The sequence below is a fragment of the Pseudomonas sp. B6001 genome (assembly GCF_013386015.1).
In the GTDB taxonomy this organism is placed as follows: Bacteria; Pseudomonadota; Gammaproteobacteria; order Pseudomonadales; family Pseudomonadaceae; genus Aquipseudomonas.
On sequence record NZ_JACAOX010000002.1, the window covers coordinates 75,779 to 98,568 of the forward strand.

The 22,790-nt window shown below is 61.5% G+C and carries 18 protein-coding genes; 7 read left to right on the forward strand and 11 right to left on the reverse strand.

The annotated features are described in order from the left end of the window. The first annotated feature begins 71 nt into the window (after nt 1-71). Complete coding sequence (locus tag HX821_RS02670) at nt 72-962, forward strand: LysR family transcriptional regulator (protein WP_003211052.1); 891 nt, start codon at nt 72-74, stop codon at nt 960-962. A gap of 226 nt (nt 963-1,188) precedes the next feature. On the opposite strand, the gene HX821_RS02675 is transcribed toward HX821_RS02670, so the two are convergent. From HX821_RS02675 to bioB, 10 genes are all read right to left on the reverse strand, one after another. Further along, the gene (locus HX821_RS02675; RefSeq protein WP_102370043.1) at nt 1,189-2,967 is read right to left on the reverse strand and encodes an acyl-CoA dehydrogenase C-terminal domain-containing protein; all 1,779 of its coding nucleotides are present in this window, start codon (nt 2,965-2,967) and stop codon (nt 1,189-1,191) included. A gap of 122 nt (nt 2,968-3,089) precedes the next feature. Continuing rightward, nucleotides 3,090-4,874, reverse strand: a complete 1,785-nt coding sequence (locus HX821_RS02680; RefSeq protein WP_177008814.1) for an acyl-CoA dehydrogenase C-terminal domain-containing protein — start codon at nt 4,872-4,874, stop codon at nt 3,090-3,092. A gap of 90 nt (nt 4,875-4,964) precedes the next feature. Next, nucleotides 4,965-6,254 (reverse strand): diguanylate cyclase, encoded by a 1,290-nt coding sequence (locus tag HX821_RS02685; protein WP_023659318.1) that lies wholly within the window; start codon nt 6,252-6,254, stop codon nt 4,965-4,967. Nucleotides 6,255-6,458: 204 nt separating this feature from the next. Beyond that, on the reverse strand, nt 6,459-8,264 hold the full coding sequence (locus tag HX821_RS02690; RefSeq protein WP_177035247.1) for a phenylacyl-CoA dehydrogenase: 1,806 nt from the start codon (nt 8,262-8,264) through the stop codon (nt 6,459-6,461). A gap of 339 nt (nt 8,265-8,603) precedes the next feature. Next, the gene (locus tag HX821_RS02695; RefSeq protein ID WP_008434375.1) at nt 8,604-8,885 is read right to left on the reverse strand and encodes a hypothetical protein; all 282 of its coding nucleotides are present in this window, start codon (nt 8,883-8,885) and stop codon (nt 8,604-8,606) included. 107 nt (nt 8,886-8,992) lie between these two features. Further along, entirely contained in the window at nt 8,993-9,673 is a 681-nt protein-coding gene (gene bioD / locus HX821_RS02700; protein ID WP_008434374.1) for a dethiobiotin synthase, read from the reverse strand. Next, the gene (gene bioC, locus HX821_RS02705; protein WP_177035248.1) at nt 9,670-10,479 is read right to left on the reverse strand and encodes a malonyl-ACP O-methyltransferase BioC; all 810 of its coding nucleotides are present in this window, start codon (nt 10,477-10,479) and stop codon (nt 9,670-9,672) included. Before bioC ends, bioD begins: the two co-directional genes overlap by 4 nt. Further along, nucleotides 10,472-11,203 carry an alpha/beta fold hydrolase gene (locus tag HX821_RS02710; protein ID WP_003211068.1) on the reverse strand — a complete coding sequence of 244 codons (732 nt, stop codon included), beginning with the start codon at nt 11,201-11,203 and terminating at the stop codon, nt 10,472-10,474. The genes bioC and HX821_RS02710 overlap by 8 nt, the downstream gene beginning before the upstream one ends. After that, nucleotides 11,196-12,374 carry an 8-amino-7-oxononanoate synthase gene (bioF, locus tag HX821_RS02715; protein ID WP_177035249.1) on the reverse strand — a complete coding sequence of 393 codons (1,179 nt, stop codon included), beginning with the start codon at nt 12,372-12,374 and terminating at the stop codon, nt 11,196-11,198. The genes HX821_RS02710 and bioF overlap by 8 nt, the downstream gene beginning before the upstream one ends. A 154-nt stretch (nt 12,375-12,528) precedes the next feature. Then, entirely contained in the window at nt 12,529-13,584 is a 1,056-nt protein-coding gene (gene bioB / locus HX821_RS02720; protein ID WP_003211072.1) for a biotin synthase BioB, read from the reverse strand. A gap of 89 nt (nt 13,585-13,673) precedes the next feature. Here bioB and HX821_RS02725 point away from each other — a divergent pair, with 89 nt between their 5' ends. The 5 genes from HX821_RS02725 to rarD all read left to right on the forward strand — a co-directional run bounded on the left by HX821_RS02725 (nt 13,674) and on the right by rarD (nt 19,434). Further along, on the forward strand, nt 13,674-14,411 hold the full coding sequence (locus HX821_RS02725; RefSeq protein ID WP_177035250.1) for a ComF family protein: 738 nt from the start codon (nt 13,674-13,676) through the stop codon (nt 14,409-14,411). Nucleotides 14,412-14,468: 57 nt separating this feature from the next. After that, complete coding sequence (locus HX821_RS02730; protein WP_177008818.1) at nt 14,469-15,233, forward strand: TOBE domain-containing protein; 765 nt, start codon at nt 14,469-14,471, stop codon at nt 15,231-15,233. A gap of 71 nt (nt 15,234-15,304) precedes the next feature. Next, nucleotides 15,305-17,203, forward strand: a complete 1,899-nt coding sequence (locus tag HX821_RS02735) for a PhoX family phosphatase (RefSeq protein WP_177035251.1) — start codon at nt 15,305-15,307, stop codon at nt 17,201-17,203. Between the two features lie 193 nt (nt 17,204-17,396). Continuing rightward, nucleotides 17,397-18,371, forward strand: coding sequence for a serine/threonine protein kinase (locus HX821_RS02740; protein WP_003211077.1), 975 nt, complete (start codon nt 17,397-17,399; stop codon nt 18,369-18,371). Between the two features lie 178 nt (nt 18,372-18,549). Beyond that, a complete protein-coding gene (gene rarD, locus HX821_RS02745) occupies nt 18,550-19,434 on the forward strand; it encodes an EamA family transporter RarD (RefSeq protein WP_003211079.1) in 885 nt (294 codons plus the stop codon). Between the two features lie 222 nt (nt 19,435-19,656). Here rarD and HX821_RS02750 read toward each other — a convergent pair whose 3' ends face one another. Next, a complete protein-coding gene (locus HX821_RS02750) occupies nt 19,657-20,175 on the reverse strand; it encodes a glycine cleavage system protein R (protein WP_003211081.1) in 519 nt (172 codons plus the stop codon). Nucleotides 20,176-20,595: 420 nt separating this feature from the next. On the opposite strand from HX821_RS02750, the gene HX821_RS02755 reads away from it, so the two are divergent. Continuing rightward, a complete protein-coding gene (locus tag HX821_RS02755) occupies nt 20,596-22,773 on the forward strand; it encodes a malate synthase G (protein ID WP_177035252.1) in 2,178 nt (725 codons plus the stop codon). The last annotated feature ends 17 nt before the right edge of the window (nt 22,774-22,790 follow it).

Below are 22,790 nucleotides of genomic sequence, written 5' to 3' on the forward strand. Positions count from 1 at the left end.
AGGCGCTAGACTAGGCGCCTTGGGGGCACTCGGCCATTTCGATTTTCCAGCATTTTCGATAAGCATTACTTATGGATTTCAAGCAACTGCGTTATTTCGTCGCGGTGTACGAAGAAGGCCATGTGGGGCGGGCAGCGGAGCGCCTGTCGATCTCCCAGCCAGCGTTGTCGCAGCAGATTCGCCAGCTCGAGCAAAACCTTGATGTGAGCCTGTTCGAACGCAGCAGCAAGCGCCTGCTGCCGACCCTCGCCGCCCACACTTTGTATAACCACGCCCTGCCCTTGCTCGACGGTATGCAGCACGCGGTGGAAGCACTGCGCAACTTCAAGGGCCAGGCACTGCGCACCTTGGCGATCGGCGTGCTGCAAACCGTGCACACCAGCCTGGTGCCGCAGATGCTCGAACGAGTGCGCAAGGCCCAGCCGCACCTGGTCGTACAGATCTACGAGCTGACCGGGATGGAAATCGAACGCCGGCTGCTCAACGGCTCGCTGGATATCGGCATCAGCTACCTGCCGCCACGCCAGCCGGGGCTGCACGGCGTGCTGCTGTATGAAGATGAACTGAAGGTAGTCATCCCGGCTGATCACCCGCTGCGGGAATTCAAGAAAGTCTCCCTGAAGCAAGCCGCCGAGTTACCCATGTTGCTGCTGGGGGAAGAGTTTCAGGTGCGCCAGATATGGCAAGGTCAATTGGCCAACCTGGGCCGACGCCCGCAAGTGCAGGCCGAGTTGAATACGATGGCGGGGATTCTCGACAGCCTGCCCCACACCAAGCTGGCGACGGTGCTTCCCGGACGCTCCCAGGATGAACACAACAGCAAGGCGTTGCTGTGGAAACCCTTGAGCGAACCACGGGTGCCGTTGAAAGTGGGGTTGGTGTGCCGGGATGTGCAGCGCCAGCAGGCGACGCTGGAATTGTTGCGCACGCTGCTGGAAGACGTGATGAACGCGCCCGCCTGACTTTTTCGCAGGCAAAAGAAAACCCCGCCGAAGCGGGGCTTTGCAGACTGTTTCCCTGACATCCATTTCACTCCGCCTTCCTGGCAGAATCCTACGTGTCCGTGTTGTTGCTTTGCGCTTCCTGCGCGACGTCCATGTGAAGTAGATTATCCGTGGATCCAATTTGGCGATAGAGGACGAATAGCAGCACGTCATGTAAGAGAATGCTTACACGCCCTCCAAGTCCTTAGAACAGTGCTTCATCCAGCAAGAACAGCGATTCGCTACCGGCTTTTACCGAGGCGCTGAGGGACGCGATCCGCGGCAGCAAGCGCGCAAAGTAGAAACGCGCGGTGCCCAGCTTGCTCGCGTAGAAGTCTTCCTGAGCCTCTTTACCCAGAGCCGCCTTGGCCATCAGGGCCCACATGTAGGCATAAGCCATGTAGCCGAACGCGTGCAGGTATTCCACGGATGCCGCGCCGATTTCATTCGGGTTGGATTTGGCGCGGTCCAGCAGCCAGGCGGTCAGTTCGTCCAGGTCATCCACGGCCGCGTTCAGCGGCTTCGTGAATTCGGCCAGTTCGGCGCCGGCAGTGGCGGTGAAATGGCGGATCTCATCAGCGAACAGCTTGTAGAACGCCCCACCGCTGCCGACGATCTTGCGTCCCACCAGGTCCAGGGCCTGAATGCCGTTGGTGCCTTCGTAGATCTGGGTGATGCGCACATCACGCACCAGTTGCTCCTGGCCCCATTCGCGAATGTAGCCGTGGCCGCCGAAAATCTGCTGGCCGTGCACGGTGGTTTCCAGGCCCAGGTCGGTCAGGAACGCCTTGGCAACCGGGGTCAGCAGAGCAACCAGATCGTCCGCGCGTTTGCGGGCGGTGGCGTCTTCGCTGAACTTGGCGGTGTCGAGCTGCATCGCCACATAGGTGGAGAACGCACGGCCACCTTCGTTCGAGGCTTTCATGGTCAGCAGCATGCGCCGCACGTCCGGGTGGACGATGATTGGGTCAGCGACCTTGTCCTTGGCTTTCGGACCGGTTGGCGAACGGCTTTGCAGGCGGTCGCGCGCATATTCGATAGCGTTCTGATAAGAGCGCTCACCGGAGGCCAGGCCCTGGATGCCCACACCCAGGCGCTCGTAGTTCATCATGGTGAACATCGCGGCCAGGCCACGGTTCGGCTCGCCCACCAGGTAGCCCACGGCTTCGTCGAAGTTCATCACGCAGGTCGCAGACGCCTGGATGCCCATCTTGTGTTCAATGGAGCCGCAGGTCACCGGATTGCGCGCGCCCAGGCTGCCGTCGGCATTGACCATGAACTTGGGTACCAGGAACAGCGAAATACCCTTGGGACCCGCCGGTGCGTCCGGCAGCTTGGCCAGCACCAGGTGGATGATGTTCTCGGTGAGGTCGTGCTCGCCACCGGTGATGAAGATCTTGGTGCCGCTGACCTTGTAGGAACCGTCTGCCTGAGGCTCGGCCTTGGTCCGAATTATCCCAAGGTCAGTGCCGGCATGAGGTTCGGTCAGGCACATGGAACCGGCCCACACGCCGGAGTACATATTCGGCAGATAAGTGGCCTTGAGCTCTTCACTGGCGTGGGTGTTGATCGACACGCAGGCGCCGGAGGTCAGCATCGGGTAGAGGCCGAAGGCCAGGCCCGACGAGTTGATCATCTCTTCTACCTGGGCCGACACTGCCTTGGGCATGCCCATGCCGCCGTACGCCGGGTCGCCGCCAACACCTACCCAACCGCCTTCAGCGTAGGTTTTGTAGGCGTCCTTGAAGCCAGCCGGGGTGAAGACCGCGCCATTCTCCCAGCGGCAGCCTTCTTCGTCGCCGCCGCGGCTGAGCGGGGCGACGGTCTTGGAGGTGACTTTGCCGGCTTCTTCGAGGATTGCCTCAACGGTCTCGGCGTCGACGGTTTCTGCCAGCGCGGGCAGTTGGGCCCAGAGTTTGGCGACCTCGAAAACTTCGTTGAGGACGAAGCGCATATCGCGCAGCGGCGCTTTGTAGTCAGCCATGGCAAACCTCGTGAGAACTTTAACGTTATTCGGGTGGGGTCGGTTTTACAGACCCCGAGTGTAACCGAACAACTTTTGTGACACATAGGGTCTGCTTGTGACCAACAAGTATTTTACGGTCACTAAAGCGCAAACAGCTCCGCCGGCAGACTCATCAGGCACTCACTGCCCGCCTCCACCGCCGCCCGGTGCGCGGCCGTGCGCGGTAGCAGGCGCTTGAAGTAGAACTCGCAGGTCGCCAGCTTGCCTTGGGCGTAATCGGCATCACCGCTACCGCTGTCCAACTGCTCTTGTGCCACCAGCGCCATGCGCAGCCACAAGTAGGCAAGGATGATGTAGCCGCTGTACATCAGGTAATCCAGGGCTGCAGCGCCGACTTCATCCGGGTTTTTCATGGCTGCCATGCCTACCTTGACCGTCAGCTCACCCCACTGCTGATTCAACTGGTTGAGCTGAGCCACATGGGCCTTGAGTTGCGGATGTTCGGCGTTGGCCGCGCAAAACTTGTGGACGATTTTGGTAAAGCCGCGCAGCAGCTTGCCCTGGCTGCCGAGCACCTTGCGCCCGAGCAAATCCAGGGCCTGGATGCCGTTGGTCCCTTCATAGATCGGCGCAATCCGGCAATCGCGAACCAGTTGCTCCATGCCCCATTCACGAATGAAGCCATGGCCACCGAACACCTGCATGCCGTGGTTGGTCACCTCCAGTCCGGTTTCGGTCATGAACGCCTTGCAGATCGGCGTAAGGAAGGCCAACAGGTCTTCGGCTTCCTGGCGTTGCCCCTCGTCGCCACTCAGGTGTGCGGTATCGAGCAACTGTGCCGAGAAGTAGGTCAATGCGCGGTTGCCTTCATTGAAGGCTTTCATGGTCAGCAACATGCGCCGCACATCCGGGTGGACGATGATCGGATCAGCGGCTTTTTCGGGTGCCTTGGCGCCGGTCAGCGAGCGCATCTGCAAGCGGTCGTTGGCGTACTTGATCGCACCCTGGAAGCTCGCTTCCCCCAGGCAAAGGCCCTGCATGCCGGTGCCCAGGCGCGCATGGTTCATCATGGTGAACATGCAGTTGAGGCCCTTGTTCGCCTCACCGATCAGGAAACCCCGGGCGCCATCGAAGTTCAGCACACAGGTGGCCGACGCCTTGATGCCCATCTTGTGCTCGATGGAGCCGCAACTCATCGTGTTGCGCTCGCCCGAGTCGGCATGGAACTTGGGCACGATAAACAGCGAGATTCCCTTGGTGCCGGCCGGCGCATCCGGCAGCTTGGCCAGCACCAGGTGGATGATGTTGTCACTCATGTCATGCTCGCCGGCCGAGATGAAAATCTTGCTGCCGGTGACTGCATAACTGCCGTCGGCCTGCGGTACGGCGCGGGTCTTGATCAGGCCAAGGTCGGTGCCGCAATGGGCTTCAGTCAGGCACATGGTGCCGGTCCACTGGCCCGCGGTGAGTTTGCTCAGGTAGGTGTTTTTCTGCTCTTCAGTGCCGTGGGCACGGATCGCCGACATCGCACCGTGGGTCAGGCCAGGGTACATGCCCCAGGACGTATTGCTGGAGGAGATCATCTCCGCGAGCACCAGGCCCAGGGACATTGGCAAGCCCTGCCCGCCGTAGGCCGGGTCAGCCGCCAAACCGTGCCAGCCGCCTTCCACGTACTGCGCGAAGGCTTCCTTGAAGCCCTTGGGCGTGGTCACCACACCGTTGTCGAAATGGCAGCCTTCTTCATCGCCGGAGCGGTTCAACGGCGCCAGGACGTTTTCGCAGAACTTCGCACCTTCCTCGAGGATCGCGCCGACCATGTCCGGGCTGGCATCGCTTGCACCCAGCGCGGCGTAGTGGCCGTGGAAGTCAAAGACGTGATCGATCAGAAAGCGCATGTCGCGCAGGGGAGCTTTATAGTCAGGCATGGCAATGTCTCCGGCAGCAGATGCCTTCAACCTACTGCCCCACGGCCCACCGGACAATCACTGTAGGGCCGCTGAATACACCACCATCACTCAACCGGCAGCGCTGTCCATGCGGACCGCGCCGCGGCGGGTCTGCCCCGCAGCGACCACGCAGTTACGCCCCGCGCCCTTGGCGTTGTACAGCGCCTGGTCGGCGGATTTGAGCACTTCTTCAGGGCTGCGCTGCTCGGCCTGGCGTTCGGCCACACCGATGCTGACGGTCACCGACACGCTGGAAGCGCCATTGCCCACACGACGCTGGCGCCCCTGCTGGTCGTCGTGGGGACGGTCCGGGTTACGCAGTTTGATGTCGTAGTTGGCGATGATTTCGCGGATCTCTTCCAGGTGCGGCAGGCATTCATCCAGGGTCTTGCCGGCGAATACCACGGCAAATTCCTCACCGCCATAGCGGTAGGCCCGGCCGCCGCCGTTGACCTTGGACAGCTTGCTGGCCACCAGGCGCAGTACCTGGTCGCCCACGTCGTGGCCATGGGTATCGTTGAAACGCTTGAAGTGATCGACGTCGCCCATGGCCAGCACATAATTGCGCCCCAGGCGTTGCATGCGCTCATTGAGCGCGCGGCGGCCCGGCAACCCGGTCAGCTCGTCACGGAAGGCCATTTGATAAGCCTCGTGGGCCACCCCGGCAGCGATCATCAGCATCACCTGGCTGCACATGATGTTCAGGGTGAACGGCAGGATGAACGTCTGCGGCAACATCCAGAACAAGCCCAGCAACCCTACCAGTTGCGCGGCGTGCAGCGGTCTTGGTTGATACCAGTACTGCGCGGCCAGGGTCACAAAACCAATCAGGAACATCGGATAGGACAGCTGGATCAGGCTCATCCAGCGGCCATGCAAGGCGGGCCAGCGAATTTCAGCCAACCAGCTCAACAAGGCATGGGGAAAACTTTGTTCAAGGGCAAGTGCCACGCTGCCTACCGCAAACAGCACCGCGCAGCGTGCGACGAAGTCGCGAAACAGGTGGGTTTTTTCTTGCCAGACCGCGTAGATGCCGAACAGCAACGGTAACAACAGGCAACACAGATGGAAGACCACGGCCGCGTCGTCCCGCACGCGACCGTTATCGCGGTAGTAATCGGTCTGGGTATCCAGCAGGAAATAGACCACGTACACCGTGATCATCAGGAACAGCTCTCGCTGGCGCCGGTAGACCGCGCAGTACGAGCCGCCCAGCAGCAGCACGAGGGTCGGCAGCACATTGAACAGTGAAGTGAAGAACACATTGAGATCCTTCACATACGCAGCCGAGAGCCCCGCCAGCAGTAAAAGCAGTGAAGGTAAAAAATGACTGAAACGTACAGCAGACGCGCGCGACAAGGGTAAAGCTCCGACCCACAAAAAAGATGGCACAGTGCCTTCACTGATCACAGTTAAGCACATTCAATGTGATGCGTATCACATTGCCATCACTGTAACGGCCGCTCGGAGCAATCCCTGAGTGCGGTACTGTGGTTTTTTATCGCGCAAAAAAAACCGCCGCTCCCGAAGGAGCGGCGGCTTTTGAAGCGAACTGGCCGAGGCTTAGTAGCCCAGGTCGAAGTTCTCTTCTTTCATGTCCATCAGGTTGTTGGCGCCCGACAGCATGGTTGCAACGTGGGTGCGGGTACGCGGCAGGATGCGCTGGAAGTAGAAACGCGCAGTCTGCAGCTTGGCGGTGTAGAAGCCTTCTTCGCTGGTGCCGGCAGCCAGTTTCTCGGCGGCCAGGCGGGCCATGTCGGCCCAGAAGTAAGCCAGGCAGGCATAACCGGAGTACATCAGGTAATCCACCGAAGCGGCGCCGACTTCTTCACGGTCCTTCATGGCTGCCATGCCGACCTTCATGGTCAACTCGCCCCACTCTTTGTTCAGTGCCGCCAGCGGTGCAATGAATTCTTGTACCGCTTCGTTGCCTTCGTTGGCCTGGCAGAACTTGTGGACGATCTTGGTGAAGCCCTTCAGCGCTTCGCCTTGGGTCATCAGCACTTTACGGCCCAGCAGGTCGAGGGCCTGGATGCCGGTGGTGCCTTCGTACAGCATCGAAATGCGGCTGTCGCGAACGTTCTGCTCCATGCCCCACTCGGCGATGAAGCCGTGGCCGCCGTAGATTTGCACGCCGTGGTTGGCGGCTTCAAAACCGACTTCGGTCATGAACGCCTTGGCAATCGGGGTCATGAAGGCCAGCAGTGCGTCAGCCTGTTTCTTGGCTTCGTCGTCAGTGCCGTACTTGACCACGTCAACCTGCTTGGCGGTGAAGTACACCATCGCGCGGTTGCCTTCGGCGAAGGCTTTCATGGTCAGCAGCATGCGGCGCACGTCTGGGTGCACGATGATCGGGTCGGCGGCCTTGTCCGGCGCTTTCGGGCCAGTCAGGGAGCGCATTTGCAGGCGGTCGCGAGCGTATTTGAGGCCGCCCTGGAAGCCGATTTCAGCGTGGGACAGGCCTTGCAGCGCGGTGCCCAGGCGAGCGGTGTTCATAAAGGTGAACATGCAGTTCAGGCCTTTGTTCGCCGGGCCGATCAGGAAACCGGTGGCCGCGTCGAAGTTCATCACGCAGGTGGCATTGCCGTGGATACCCATCTTGTGTTCCAGGGAACCACAGGACACCGCGTTGCGTTCGCCAATCGAACCGTCGGCGTTTGGTACGAACTTGGGAACGATGAACAGCGAAATGCCTTTGGTGCCAGCCGGTGCGTCCGGCAGGCGAGCCAGCACGATGTGGACGATGTTGTCGGCCATGTCGTGTTCGCCGGCCGAGATGAAGATCTTGGTACCGGAAACCTTGTAGGAACCATCAGCCTGAGGCTCGGCCTTGGTGCGCAGCATGCCCAGGTCGGTGCCGCAGTGCGGTTCGGTCAGGCACATGGTGCCGGTCCACTCGCCCGACACCAGTTTGGTCAGGTAAGCCTCTTGCTGCTCGGGAGTGCCGTGCTCGGAAATGGTGTTCATCGCGCCATGGGACAGGCCCGGGTACATGCCCCACGACCAGTTGGCCTCGCCGACCATTTCGCTGACCGCCAGGCCCAGGGATTCCGGCAGGCCCTGGCCACCGTGCGCCACGTCGTGGGCCAGGCTTGGCCAGCCGCCTTCAACGAACTGTTTGTAGGCTTCTTTGAAACCGGTAGGGGTCTTAACGCCTGACTCGCTCCAGGTGCAACCTTCGATATCACCCACGCGGTTCAGCGGTGCCAGTACCTGCTCACAGAACTTGGCGCCTTCTTCGAGAATGGCGTCAACCATGTCCGGGGTAGCGTCCTGGCAAGCCGGCAGGCTCTGATAGTGCGCTTCATAGCCAAGCAGTTCGTCACGAACGAAGCGAATATCACGCAAGGGGGCCTTGTAGTCAGGCATAGCGATAAACCTCTGCTGATGTATCTGGGATGAACAACCGCATGGATGTGTTGTGGCGGTCAAACAGTTGTTTGAAACATACGTTTACGACCAATCCTTGTCAAGCGTCGCGCAAACGCCGTTTGTCATGACGCAGGTCAACGTCAGGCACGGCAAGGCCTGCAGCGAAATGCCGCATGACGATTCAGGGGGAAAAAGATTATTGAGCGGTGAAGATCAGTGTGGGAGCTGGCTTGCCTGCGATGCGGGCGCCGCGGTGTATCAGGAGGATCGAGGTGACGCTATCGCAGGCAAGCCAGCTCCCACAGAGAAGCCAGCTCGCATGATAAGAGGGGGGGGTTATGCGTAAGTATCGATCAACGTGCCGAGCATTTCGTCGGAAGCCTTGGCGACTTTGGCGCCCAGTTCAACCTGGAACTTGCCTTGGGCCATCTCGACCATGTTGCTCGCCGAGTTGCTGGCCTGATTGGCGTCTACCGAACGCAAACGATCATTTTGCGCGTCCGAAGGCTGGGAAGTGGCGGCGCTGGCAATCTTGCCGGCGGCCTGGTCGACACGGTTCTGCCCGGTCTGAATCGCGCTCAGTCCCGAGTAAAACGCACTGCTACCAGAGATTTCCATGGCGTGAACCTGCCTATAAGAGAATCGTGAACTGTTATTGAAGCAGACCTACCGGCAAAACGCCCGTCAAAAACACTAATGGCATAATGCCTTCGCGATAGGCAAAACTAGTCAAGCAGGTCCAGTTGCAAGTACGCGGCGACCGCTTCGGCGCTGGGATGCTTGAGCTTGGGCACCCTTCCCAGGCATGGCGCGGGGAGGCGTTCAGCCAGGGTCGCGAGGTTTTCTTCCAGACGAGAGGTCTTGGGGTCGATGATATTGGCCACCCAGCCCGCCAGCGGCAACCCGTCCCGGGCGATGGCTTCTGCGGTCAGCAGCGCGTGGCTGATACACCCCAGCCGCACACCCACCACCAGGATCACCGGCAGCTTCAGCGCCTGGGCCAGGTCCGACAAATTGTCCTGGTCCGCCAATGGCACACGCCAGCCGCCCGCACCTTCGATCAAGGTGAAGTCCGCCTGCTTGGCGAGAACGTGCTGCATGGGTTTCAACAACGACTGCACCGTCAGCGCCACGCCGGCTTCACGGGCCGCCAGATGCGGCGCGATGGCCGGCTCGAAGGCCACCGGGTTGACCTCGGCATAACTCAACGGCAACGAACACTCGGCCAGCAACGCCAGGGCGTCCGAATTGCGCAGGCCCTTGGGCGTCAGCTGGCACCCAGAGGCTACCGGCTTGCCCGCCGCCGTACTTTTGCCGGCTTGCCGCGCGGCATGCAGCAGGCCGGCAGCGACGGTGGTCTTGCCGACGTCGGTGTCGGTCCCCGTGATGAAGTAAGCGGCATTCATAGAGGTTTCTCCAGGACGGCGTACACCACTTGATAAGTTGCCGGCAGGCCCTGGGCCTGGCGGAACTGCTCGTAGGCTTGCACCAGTGCAACAATCCGCGCCCGGCCCGTCAACCCTCCTGGGCGCCCCGGGTTCAGATTGTGCGCACCCAACGCTTTCAGTTCGTGGGTCAGGCTGCGCACGTCGGGGTAATGCAACACGTGGGGACACTGCTCCAGGCTGCGCACCCGCAAACCACTGGCTGCGCACAGTTGCTCATAAGCACTGAACGGCCGGAAGCGGTTCACATGAACCATGCCATCCGCTGCGCGCCAGCTTTCGCGCAACTCATCCAGCGTACCCACGCAGAGGCTGGCAAACGCCAGCACGCCGCCGGGCTGCAATACGCGCTGCGCTTCGCTGAGCACTGCGGCAAAATCCGAACACCACTGCACTGCCAAACTGGAGTAGATCAGCCCGCAACTGGCGTCCTGCAAGGGCAAGCGCTCGGCATCGCCAGCGATGAAATGTTGTGCACCGCCCAGCGGCCGGGCGTGTTTGAGCATGCCCTCGGCGATATCCAGGGCCAAACCCTGGCTATCCGCAAATGACTGGCCCAGCACACGACTGAAATAGCCCGTGCCACTGCCCAGGTCGAGCCAGCGTTGTGGAGAAAGACCTTCGGGCAAACGCCGCAACAGCTCGCTGCCCACCGCACGCTGCAACTCGGCAACGCTGTCGTAACTGGCGGCTGCGCGGGAAAAGGAGGCCGCTACCTGGCGCTTGTCTGGCAAGCCGCCGGGCAGCACATGGGACAAATCAGTCATCACCGCACTCATGCAAAAAAGCCTGGATGGCCCCCGCCACACCGTGGGGGTCCTCCAGTAGAAAAGCGTGACCGGCCTGTTCAATCAGGCCGATTTCAACGTCAGGCAACAAGGCGAACAACTCACTGGCCACTTCAGCCGGAACCAGCCCGTCCAGCCCGGCAAACAGATGCAACTGCGGCCCTTGAAAGTCGACCAGCGCCTGGCGGGTGTCCAATCGGCCCAACAGCTCCAGACCACTGAGCAAGGTCTGCGCGGAGGTTTTAGGGGCACCCGCCAGCAATAGCCGAGCAAGTGATCGGGGATCGCTGGAGCCCCGGGCGCAAAGCAGACTGAAGCGTTTTAACGTCGCAACCGGATCAAGGCGGCAACCGTTAAGAAACGCAATAAAATCCTCTTCGTGCATGCCATGGTCCCAGCGGGACCAGGCCACGAAGCTTGCGTTGCTGGCAAAGGTGAGCAAACCGCAACAATGATCACCGCGCCGGGCGGCCAACTCGGCAGCAAGCATGCCGCCGAGGGACCAACCACCCAGCCAGACGTCTTGGGGCAAGGTCGAATCCAGCTCATCGAGCCACTCTTGAAGGTCGTCCGACTCCACGTCCGGCAACGGTTCGATCTGCACCTGCAAGTGTTCATCCAGCCCCTGCAACGCCGCCGCCAGCGGTTCCAGCGGCGAAACGCCGAGGCCCCAGCCAGGCAGCAATATCAGTCGATCACGCATGGTCGGGCTCCTGGCCTAACAAGCGGAAACACTCTTCCAATGCGCTTAACAATAGCTGCACCTGGGCGTTGCTGTGGGTCGCCGTCAGGGTCACCCGCAGGCGAGCGCTACCGGCAGGCACGGTCGGTGGCCGAATCGCCGTCACCATCAGCCCGCGCTCGCGCAGCATCTGCGACAAACGCACCGCGCGGGCACTGTCGCCAATCATGATCGGCTGGATCGGCGTGAAACTGTCCATCAGTTCCAGGCCAATCTGCTCGGCGCCCTGGCGGAACTGGCGGATCAGCCCATTGAGATGCTCACGGCGCCAATGCTCGGTGCGCAGCAATTCCAGGCTTTTCAGCGTGGCGCAGGCCAATGCCGGCGGTTGGCTGGTGGTGTAGATATACGGGCGGGCGAACTGGATCAGGCTTTCGATCAGCTCTTCGCTGCCCGCGACAAACGCGCCGGCAGTACCGAAGGCTTTGCCCAGAGTGCCCACCAACACCGGAACGTCTTCCTGGCTCAAACCGAAATGCTCGACGATCCCACCACCGTTGGCGCCCAAAGGCCCGAAGCCATGGGCGTCATCCACCATCAACCATGCGCCCTTGGCCCGGGTTTCACGGGCCAGCGCCGGCAAGTCGGCCAGGTCACCGTCCATGCTGAACACGCCGTCGGTCACCACCAGCGTATTGCCGGTGGCTTTCTCCAGGCGCTTGGCCAGGCTTTCAGCATCGTTGTGCAGGTAACGATTGAAGCGCGCACCCGAGAGCAAACCAGCATCCAGCAACGAGGCGTGGTTAAGGCGGTCTTCCAGCACCGTATCGCCCTGCCCCACCAGCGCGGTGACGGCGCCAAGGTTAGCCATGTAACCGGTGGTGAACAGCAGCGCCCGCGGGCGACCAGTGAGGTCGGCCAGGGCCTCTTCCAGTTCATGGTGCGGCGTGCTGTGGCCGATCACCAGATGCGAAGCGCCGCCACCCACGCCCCAGCGAGCCGCGCCCGCGCGCCAGGCTTCAATCACTTGCGGGTGATTGGCCAGGCCCAGGTAATCGTTGTTGCAGAACGCCAGCAACGGCTGGCCGTCGACCACCACGTCAGGGCCTTGCGGGCTCTGCAGCAGTGGACGTTGGCGATACAGGTGTTCGGCACGACGAGCCGCAAGACGCGCGGCGAGATCGAAAGACATGCAGACCTCGGTAGATCAGGTTGAACGCAGTCAAAAATGTGGGAGCGGGCTTGCTCGCGAAAGCAGTGGATCAGTCAGCTTATGTATTGGCTGACACACCGCCTTCGCGAGCAAGCCCGCTCCCACATTTGGATGGCATTCCAAAGTGGACTTATCAAACAGCCGCGTTGTAAAACTGCTCGCTGCTCTTCTGCTCCACCAGCGCCTGCTCGATCGCCGCCTGGTGCACTTCATCGGCGTGCTCTTCACGAGCTTCCGGCAAGATGCCCAGGCGCGAGAACAGTTGCATGTCCTTGTCCGCCTGCGGGTTGGCAGTGGTCAGCAGCTTGTCGCCGTAGAAAATCGAGTTGGCGCCAGCAAAGAATGCCAGGGCCTGCATCTGCTCGTTCATCGCCTCACGCCCGGCCGACAGCCGCACATGGGACTGCGGCATCAGGATGCGCGCCACAGCCAGCATGCGGATGAAGTCGAACGGGTCGATGTCGTCGGCGTTTTCCAGCGGCGTACCGGCAACTTTCACCAGCATGTTGATCGGCACCGACTCCGGATGCTCCGGCAGGTTGGCCAGTTGGATCAGCAGGTTGGCGCGGTCGTCCAGGGACTCGCCCATGCCGAGGATGCCGCCGGAGCAGATCTTCATCCCCGAATCACGCACATACGCCAGGGTTTGCAGGCGCTCACCGTAGGTGCGGGTGGTGATGATCGAACCGTAGAACTCCGGCGACGTGTCGAGGTTGTGGTTGTAGTAATCGAGGCCGGCCTGGGCCAGGGCTTCGGTCTGGTCCTGATCGAGACGGCCGAGGGTCATGCAGGTTTCCAGGCCCATGGCCTTCACGCCTTTGACCATCTCCAGCACGTAGGGCATGTCTTTGGCTGACGGATGCTTCCAGGCGGCGCCCATGCAGAAACGGGTCGAACCGATGGCCTTGGCGCGAGCGGCCTCTTCGAGGACCTTCTGCACTTCCATCAGCTTCTCTTTTTCCAGGCCGGTGTTGTAGTGGCCCGACTGCGGACAATATTTGCAATCTTCCGGGCAGGCGCCGGTCTTGATCGACAGCAGCGTGGAAACCTGGACGCGGTTGGCGTCGAAATGCGCGCGGTGCACGGTCTGCGCCTGGAACAACAGGTCGTTGAAGGGCTGTACGAACAGCGCTTTGACTTCGGCTAAAGACCAATCGTGACGCAGGTTGGCAGTGATGCTGGCGCTCATGGGCGATTCCTTGATTATGCTTTGGCAAGCCCTGTGGGAGTAATACCCACAGGTACGACACGGATGCTCGGCATATTTAAGGAAGATTCATGCACTGTCAACTTGAGAACAAACACGAGGTTTACATCTGGTTAAAAAGCAACCAAACCTGTTTAATCTGCGATGAAAGCAGCGGAACGGCCGATCCTGTCTGCAGCGCCTGCGAAACCGAGCTGCCCTGGCTGATGGAACATTGCGAGGTGTGCGCACTGCCGTTGCCGGCGACTGGCCTGGTGTGCGGCCAGTGCTTGAAGCAACCTCCGGCGTTCAAGCAGGTCGTCGCGCCGTGGACCTACAGCTTCCCCATCGACAGCCTGATCAGCCGTTTCAAGCATCAGGCCCGCTGGCCGCTGGGGCATCTGCTTGCGCACCTGTTGGGACAATTCCTGCAACACCGCTATGAAGATGCCGCGCTGGCTCGCCCCGACTGCCTGCTGCCCGTGCCCCTGGCCCGCAAACGCCTGCGGGAACGGGGGTTCAACCAGGCGGCAATGCTCGCCCGCTGGCTGAGTGAGGACCTGAACATCCCCTGGGATGAGCACCTGCTGTCACGGCCGCGTGAAACCGTGGCGCAGCAAGACCTCGACGCCAGGACCCGCAAGCGCAACCTGCACCAGGCCTTCGCCCTGGCCGACGGCGCGCAAGTCAAAGGCCGGCACTTGGCGCTGATCGACGACGTACTGACCACCGGCGCCACCGCCAGCAGTCTCGCCCGCCTGTTAATGGATGCCGGCGCCCGACAGGTGGATGTGTATTGCCTGGCGCGTACGCCCAAGCCCGGCACATGACTTGACTCGCGGGCGCCCTGCCCGCAACGTCTGCCCATTCCATCGAAGCGTGTAACCATGTCCCTGCCAACCCTCTTGAGCCAACACATCGTCCGTCGCCCGCAGCGCATTGCACTGCTGCAACATATTGCCGAACAAGGCTCCATCACCCGCGCCGCAAAGAGTGCGGGGCTGAGCTACAAGGCGGCCTGGGACGCCATCGACGAACTGAACAACCTGGCGCAAAAGCCCCTGGTGGAACGCAGCGTCGGCGGCAAGGGCGGTGGCGGCGCCAGGTTGACGGCCGAGGGTGAGCGGGTATTACGCCTTTACCAACGCCTGCAGGTGTTGCAAGCCCAGGTGCTGGATTCCGCCGAAGACGCCAGCGACTTCAACCTGCTGGGCCGCCTGATGCTGCGCACCAGCGCACGTAACCAGTTGCACGGCCGGGTGATCGCCATCGACAGCCACGGCCGCAATGACCTGATTCGCCTGGAGCTGGCAGCCGGGCTGCGCCTGGATGCGCAGATCACCCACGACAGCACCTTGCGCCTGGAGCTGGAGATCGGCACCGAAGTCGTCGCCCTGATCAAGGCCGGCTGGCTTGAAGTACTGGCCGTCACGCAGGCAGCAACACCTGGACACAATTGCCTGGAAGGAAAAATCGACGCCATTCTCGATGCCGAAGACGGCCCCAGCGAGGTGCGGATCACCTTGCCCAACGGCCAGGTTCTCTGCGCCCTGGCCCGGCCCGACGCGCTTGCGCAGATCCATGCCGCCGAAGGCCTGCAGGTGAAGGTGCAGTTCTCCCCCAGCAACGTGCTGCTGGGCACTCCGGTGTAGCGCTTCAAACTGCAACAATTTCGTCACGACTGCTCCCTAAGGTGGCTGCAAAAACCCGCAGGGAGCCTGAAATGAGCCTATTAGAAGAAAACCAAGCCACCGACCTGGAACAGATGATCGGCCTCACCCGCCGGCGTTTTATCGGCGCCGGCGCCCTGTGCGGTGCCGCGATGTTCCTCGGTGGCAACCTGCTGACCCGCAGCGCCCTGGCGGTCAACGTCGCGTCGAACAGCCCGTTGCTGGGGTTCGCCAGCATCGCCTCGGCCACCAGCGACACCATCACCCTGCCGCCCGGCTACAGCGCTTCGGTACTGATCAGCTGGGGCCAGCCGCTGCACAAGAACGCGCCGGCCTTCGACCCCAGCGGCAACGGCACGGCCAAGGCCCAGGAACAGCAGTTCGGCGACAACAACGACGGCATGAGCCTGTTCGCCTTCCCCGGTGACGACAACCGCGCGCTGATGGCGATCAACAACGAATACACCAACTACCGCTACCTCTACGCCCACGGCGGCGCGCCGCAATCGGCCGAAGACGTGCGCAAGGCGTTGGCCAGCGAAGGCGTGTCGGTGATCGAAGTACGGCGCAAAGGCGACACCTGGCAGTTCGTCCAGGACTCGCGCTACAACCGGCGCATCCACGGCAACTCGCCGATCCGCTTCGGCGGCCCTGCGGCGGGCCATGCCTGGCTGAAAACCAGCGCCGACAAAACCGGCAAAAAAGTCCTCGGCACCTTCCAGAACTGCGCCAACGGCAAGACCCCGTGGGGCACGTATCTCACCTGCGAAGAGAACTTCACCGACTGCTTCGGCAGCAGCAACCCGCAACAGACCTTCGACGCTGGGCAGAAACGCTATGGCGTGGTGGCCGCCAGCAAAGACATCAACTGGCACCCCCACGATCCCCGCTTCGACATGGCCAAGAATCCCAACGAACTCAACCGCCATGGCTGGGTAGTCGAAATCGACCCGTTCGACCCGCAATCCACACCGGTCAAGCGCACCGCCCTCGGCCGCTTCAAGCATGAAAATGCTGCGCTGGCGGAAACCCGCGACGGCCGCGCCGTGGTGTACATGGGCGACGACGAGCGCGGCGAGTTCATCTACAAGTTCATCAGCCGCGACAAGATCAATCACAAGAATCCCAAGGCCAACAAGGACCTGCTGGACCACGGCACCTTGTACGTGGCGATCTTCGACGCGGGCGACGGCAATGCCGACCACCCCAAGGGCCAGGGCCAATGGGTCGAGCTGACCTACGGCAGGAACGGCATCGACGCCAACAGCGGTTTTGCCAGCCAGGCCGAAGTGCTGATCCACGCGCGCCTGGCCGCCAGCGTGGTGAAAGCCACCCGCATGGACCGCCCGGAATGGATCGTGGTCAGCCCCACCGACGGCCAGGTGTATTGCACCCTGACCAACAACGCCAAGCGCGGCGAAGACGGCCAGCCGGTGGGCGGCCCGAACCCGCGGGAGAAAAACGTCTACGGGCAGATCCTGCGCTGGAAGGCCAATGCCAACGACCATGGCGCGCAGGACTTCAGCTGGGATTTGTTTGTGGTGGCCGGCAACCCGGCGGTGCATGCCGGCACGCCAAAGGGCGGCTCATCCAACATCAACCCGCAGAACATGTTCAACAGCCCGGACGGCCTGGGCTTCGACAAGGCCGGGCGGTTGTGGATCCTCACCGATGGCGACTACAGCAACGGCGGCGACTTTGCCGGGATGGGTAATAACCAGATGCTGTGTGCCGACCCGTCGACCGGTGAAATTCGGCGGTTCATGGTGGGGCCGGTGGCCTGTGAAGTGACCGGGATCAGCTTCTCGCCGGACCAGAAAACCCTGTTTGTGGGGATTCAGCATCCGGGGGAAACCGGTGGCTCCACCTGGCCGGAGCATCTGCCGAATGGCAAGCCACGGTCCTCGGTGATGGCGATTCGTCGGGATGATGGCGGGATCGTCGGCGCCTGATAAGGCCTCTTCGCGAGCAAGCCCGCTCCCACATTTGACCGCATTCCAAAGCCAGGACTCGGTTTAATGTGGGAGCGGCGGTGCGACGATTCGACTTGCTCGCGAAGGCGTCAGAACAGTCACCACCTATCCAACCCTGGGTGCGTTACCATACCCGGCCGGACGCGGCGCCCTGCTGCGCGCAGGAGTTCGCATGGCACACCCGTTTGAAACACTGACCCCTGACCTGGTGCTCGACGCAGTCGAAAGCATCGGTTTCCTCAGCGACGCCCGCATCCTCGCGCTCAACAGCTACGAAAACCGTGTCTACCAGGTCGGCATCGAAGACTCCGAGCCCTTGATCGCCAAGTTCTATCGGCCGCAACGCTGGACCAACGAAGCGATCCTCGAAGAACACAGCTTCACCTTCGAACTGGCCGAGTGCGAAGTGCCGGTGGTGGCGCCGATGATTCACAACGGTGAAAGCCTGTTCGAGCACGCGGGTTTCCGCTTCACCCTGTTCCCGCGCCGTGGCGGCCGCGCACCGGAGCCGGGCAACCTCGACCAGTTGTATCGCCTCGGCCAATTGCTCGGCCGCCTGCATGCGGTCGGTTCCACCCGCCCCTTCGAACACCGCGAAGCCCTGGGCGTGAAGAATTTCGGTCACGATTCCCTGAACACCCTGCTGGAAGGCAACTTCATTCCTCGCAGCCTGCTGCCAGCCTACGAGTCCGTGGCCCGCGACCTGCTCAAGCGTGTGGAGGAGGTCTACAAGGCCACGCCCCACAAGAACATCCGCATGCACGGCGATTGCCACCCCGGCAACATGATGTGCCGCGACGAGATGTTCCATATCGTCGACCTCGATGACTGCCGCATGGGCCCCGCCGTTCAGGACCTGTGGATGATGCTCGCCGGTGATCGTCAGGAATGCCTGGGGCAACTGTCGGAATTGATGGACGGCTACCAGGAATTCCACGACTTCGACCCGCGCGAACTGGCCCTGATCGAACCCCTGCGTGCCCTGCGCCTGATGCACTACAGCGCCTGGCTTGCACGGCGCTGGGACGACCCGGCGTTCCCCCACAGCTTTCCCTGGTTTGGCAGCGAACGTTACTGGGGCGACCAGGTGCTAGCGTTGCGCGAGCAGTTGTCGGCGCTCAATGAAGAACCCTTGAAACTGTTCTAACGCACACCACAATCCCCTGTAGGAGCTGGCTTGCCGGCGATGCAAGCGCCTCGGTGTATCAGTGGAACCGGGGTGAAGCCATCGCCGGCAAGCCAGCTCCTACAGAAAAGCACATCCCACTGACTGACAAATATCCTTACAATCGCGGCTTTGTTAGCTGCCTAAGCAAGGATTCTGCATGCAAGCCGCCAACCCCCGTCGCGGGTACATATTGGGCCTGAGCGCCTACGTCATCTGGGGCCTGTTCCCGATCTACTTCAAGGCCATCGCCAGCGTTCCCGCCGCAGAAATCATCGTCAACCGCGTGCTGTGGTCGGCGCTGTTCGGCAGTCTGCTGCTGATAGTCTGGAAACACCCGGGCTGGCTCCGAGAACTGCGGGACAACCCCAGGCGCCTGGCGATCCTGGCCCTGAGCGGCACCTTGATCGCAGCCAACTGGCTGACCTACGTGTGGTCAGTGAACAGTGGCCGCATGCTGGAGGCCAGCCTGGGTTACTACATCAACCCGCTGGTGAACGTGCTGCTGGGCATGGTGATCCTCGGCGAGCGCCTGCGCCGCCTGCAATGGGTGGCCGTGGGCCTGGCAGCGGTAGGTGTGGCGCAACAGGTATGGCAAGTCGGCAGCCTGCCGTGGGTATCCCTGGTCCTGGCGGCGACCTTTGGTTTCTACGGGTTGATCCGCAAGCAGGCGCCGGTCAAGGCATTGCCCGGGCTGGTGGTGGAAACCTGGATGCTGGTGCCGATTGCCATCGCATGGTTGCTGTTCAACCCCTCGGCCCACAGCGCACAGATGGAATTCTGGAGCACCTCCGAAGCGTGGTGGCTGGTGGCCGCAGGTCCGGTGACGCTGATCCCGCTGGTGTGTTTCAACGCCGCCGCACGGCATTTGCCCTACACCGCCCTGGGCTTCCTGCAATACGTGGCGCCCACCCTGGTGCTGCTGGAAGCCGTGCTGTTATTCAACGAACACCTGGCACCCGCCACGCTGATCGCCTTCTGCTTTATCTGGGCCGGCCTGGTGGTTTACAGCATCGACGCCTGGATGACTGTGCGGAAAAACTGATCAAATAACGTACAAACCTCTGCAAGCCACAGCTGGTGTGGCTTGCAGGCATTCACCCCAAGGTTATCCACAGCCTGGTCCCCGGCGTTTGTGCACAAGCCCTTGAAACTGTTCGTTTTTTAGCCAGCTGGCGAAGAGCCACGGCCCGCCTGGGCCGGACGCGGGTCTCTACAGGTTATCCACAGGCCCATGCAAGATTTCCATGCATAACCTTGTGGGCAACTATTCCTCGCTGCGTAGTTCCAGTTCCACCATCAAGTCGTCGGCCAGGGTTTCCAGCGCCGCCTGCAAGGTTTCCAGCGGCAGCGTCAACGGCACCGCCAGCAAGGCTTCGGCGTGGAACAGCAGGTCGCTGCTCATGGGCGCCGGGCGCACGTCGGTGATCAAGCGCTCCAGGTTGACACCCTGCTTGCTGAGCAGCGCGGTGATGTCGCGAACAATCCCCGGCCGGTCGTTACCGACCAGTTCCATCGCGATGGGTTGCGACTCGCTGGGGGCGAGCGAACTGCTTTCGCCCAGCAGCACGCGAATGCCGTGGGTGGACAAGTCTTCCAGCGCGCCAATCAAGTCCAGCCGATTTTCCGCCGGCACGCTCACCCGCAAAATCCCGGCAAACTGCCCGGCCATGTGCGCCATGCGGCTTTCCAGCCAGTTGCCGCCATGGGCGGCGATGCACTGGGCGATGCGTTCGACCACACCGGGTTTGTCCGGGGCGATGACAGTCAGTACGAGATGGTCCATGGTGTCGTCCTCTTCTTATGAAAATCAGGTAGGAACCAGGCGTTCCCCTCGTACCTACCAAGGTGGACTCAGGTAGCCACGAAAACAAATCGTGTACCATTTTTATATTTATATGGAACAATCCAATAGTTTTTTGAGAACATCCCGTACCCCACTGTGACCGTACGACCAAAGTGGGTCGCTAAACGACGTATTTAGTCTAATTTTCACAACCGCAACTCATCATGTAGTATGCCCAATCGCGCACTACATAACGTTAGGTCGATGTCTGCCAAGGCAACCACGCACCGCGACGCAGCCCGCCCAGCCGCCTTCTACGGCATGTACTGGTGCAGCGTGTTCACGGTTTACATGGCCAGAGGCTTCATTGGTAAATTGAAAAGCTGAAAAGCGCATAAGCTCCGCAGAGTGAGGCAAGCAATGACTGAACACGTTCAAGTCGGTGGCCTGCAGGTCGCCAAAGTCCTGTTCGACTTCGTGAACAACGAAGCCATTCCTGGTACCGGCATTACCGCCGACCAGTTCTGGGCCGGTGCCGACAAGGTCATCCACGACCTGGCGCCGAAGAACAAAGCCCTACTCGCCAAACGCGACGATTTTCAAGCGCGGATCGACACCTGGCACCAGGCACACGCCGGCCAGGCCCACGACGCGGTGGCCTACAAAGCCTTCCTTCAAGATATCGGATACCTGCTGCCAGAAGCCGCGGATTTCCAGGCCTCGACCCAAAACGTCGACGAAGAAATTGCCCACATGGCCGGCCCGCAGCTGGTAGTGCCGGTGATGAACGCCCGTTTCGCCCTCAACGCTTCGAATGCGCGCTGGGGCTCACTGTATGACGCGCTCTATGGCACCGACGCCATCAGCGAAGCCGACGACGCCGAAAAGGGCAAAGGCTACAACAAGGTGCGTGGCGACAAAGTCATCGCCTTCGCCCGCGCCTTCCTTGACGAAGCCGCGCCATTGGCTGCCGGCAGCCACGTGGACTCCACTGGCTACAAGATCGTCGACGGCAAGCTCGTGGTCAGCCTCAAGGGCGGCAGCAACAGCGGCCTGCGCAGCGATGCCCAGTTGATCGGCTACCAGGGCGACGCAGCCAAGCCGACTGCCATCCTGCTGAAGCACAACGGCCTGCACTTCGAAATCCAGGTCGACGCCAGCACCCCGGTCGGCCAGACCGACGCCGCCGGCGTGAAAGACGTGCTGATGGAAGCCGCCCTGACCACCATCATGGACTGCGAAGACTCCGTCGCCGCCGTCGATGCCGATGACAAGGTGGTGATCTACCGCAACTGGCTCGGCCTGATGAAGGGCGACCTGTCGGAAGAAGTCGCCAAGGGTGGCAAGACCTTTACCCGCACCATGAACGCCGACCGCGTCTACACCGGTGCCGACGGCAAGGAAGTGACCCTGCACGGTCGTTCGCTGCTGTTCGTGCGTAACGTTGGCCACTTGATGACCATCGACGCGATCCTCGACAAGGATAGCAACGAAGTGCCGGAAGGCATTCTCGATGGCCTGCTCACCAGCCTGTCGGCGATCCACAGCCTTAACGGCAACACCCGCCGCAAGAACAGCCGCACCGGTTCGGTGTACATCGTTAAACCGAAAATGCACGGCCCCGAAGAAGCTGCGTTCACCAACGAGCTGTTCGGTCGCATCGAAGACGTGCTGAAGCTGCCGCGCAACACCCTCAAAGTCGGGATCATGGACGAGGAGCGCCGTACCACGGTCAACCTCAAGGCCTGCATCAAGGCCGCCAGCGAGCGCGTGGTGTTTATCAACACCGGCTTCCTCGACCGTACCGGCGACGAGATCCACACCTCCATGGAAGCCGGCGCGATGGTGCGCAAGGCCGCCATGAAGGCCGAGAAGTGGATCGGCGCCTACGAAAACTGGAACGTGGACATCGGCTTGAGCACCGGCCTGCAAGGCCGCGCACAAATCGGTAAAGGCATGTGGGCGATGCCCGACCTGATGGCCGCCATGCTGGAGCAGAAGATTGCTCACCCGCTGGCCGGCGCCAACACGGCGTGGGTTCCTTCGCCGACGGCGGCTGCGCTGCATGCGCTGCACTACCACAAGGTTGACGTGTTCGCCCGCCAGGCCGAACTGGCCAAGCGCGAACGTGCTTCGGTAGACGATATCCTGACCATTCCCCTGGCCCAGAATACCGATTGGTCCGACGAAGAAATCCGCAACGAGCTGGACAACAACGCCCAGGGCATCCTCGGTTACGTGGTGCGCTGGATCGACCAGGGCGTGGGTTGCTCGAAAGTCCCGGACATCAACGACGTCGGCCTGATGGAAGACCGCGCCACCCTGCGTATCTCCAGCCAGCACATTGCCAACTGGTTGCGCCACGGCATCGTCAATGAAGCCCAGGTGATGGAAAGCCTCAAGCGCATGGCGCCGGTGGTGGACCGTCAGAACGCCGGGGATGCGCTGTACCGTCCGCTGGCTCCGGATTTCGACAGCAACATCGCGTTCCAGGCAGCGGTGGAGTTGGTGATTGAAGGGACCAAGCAACCGAACGGCTATACCGAGCCGGTGTTGCACCGTCGGCGTCGGGAGTTCAAGGCCAAGAATGGTCTGTGAGTAAGCGCTAGAAACGA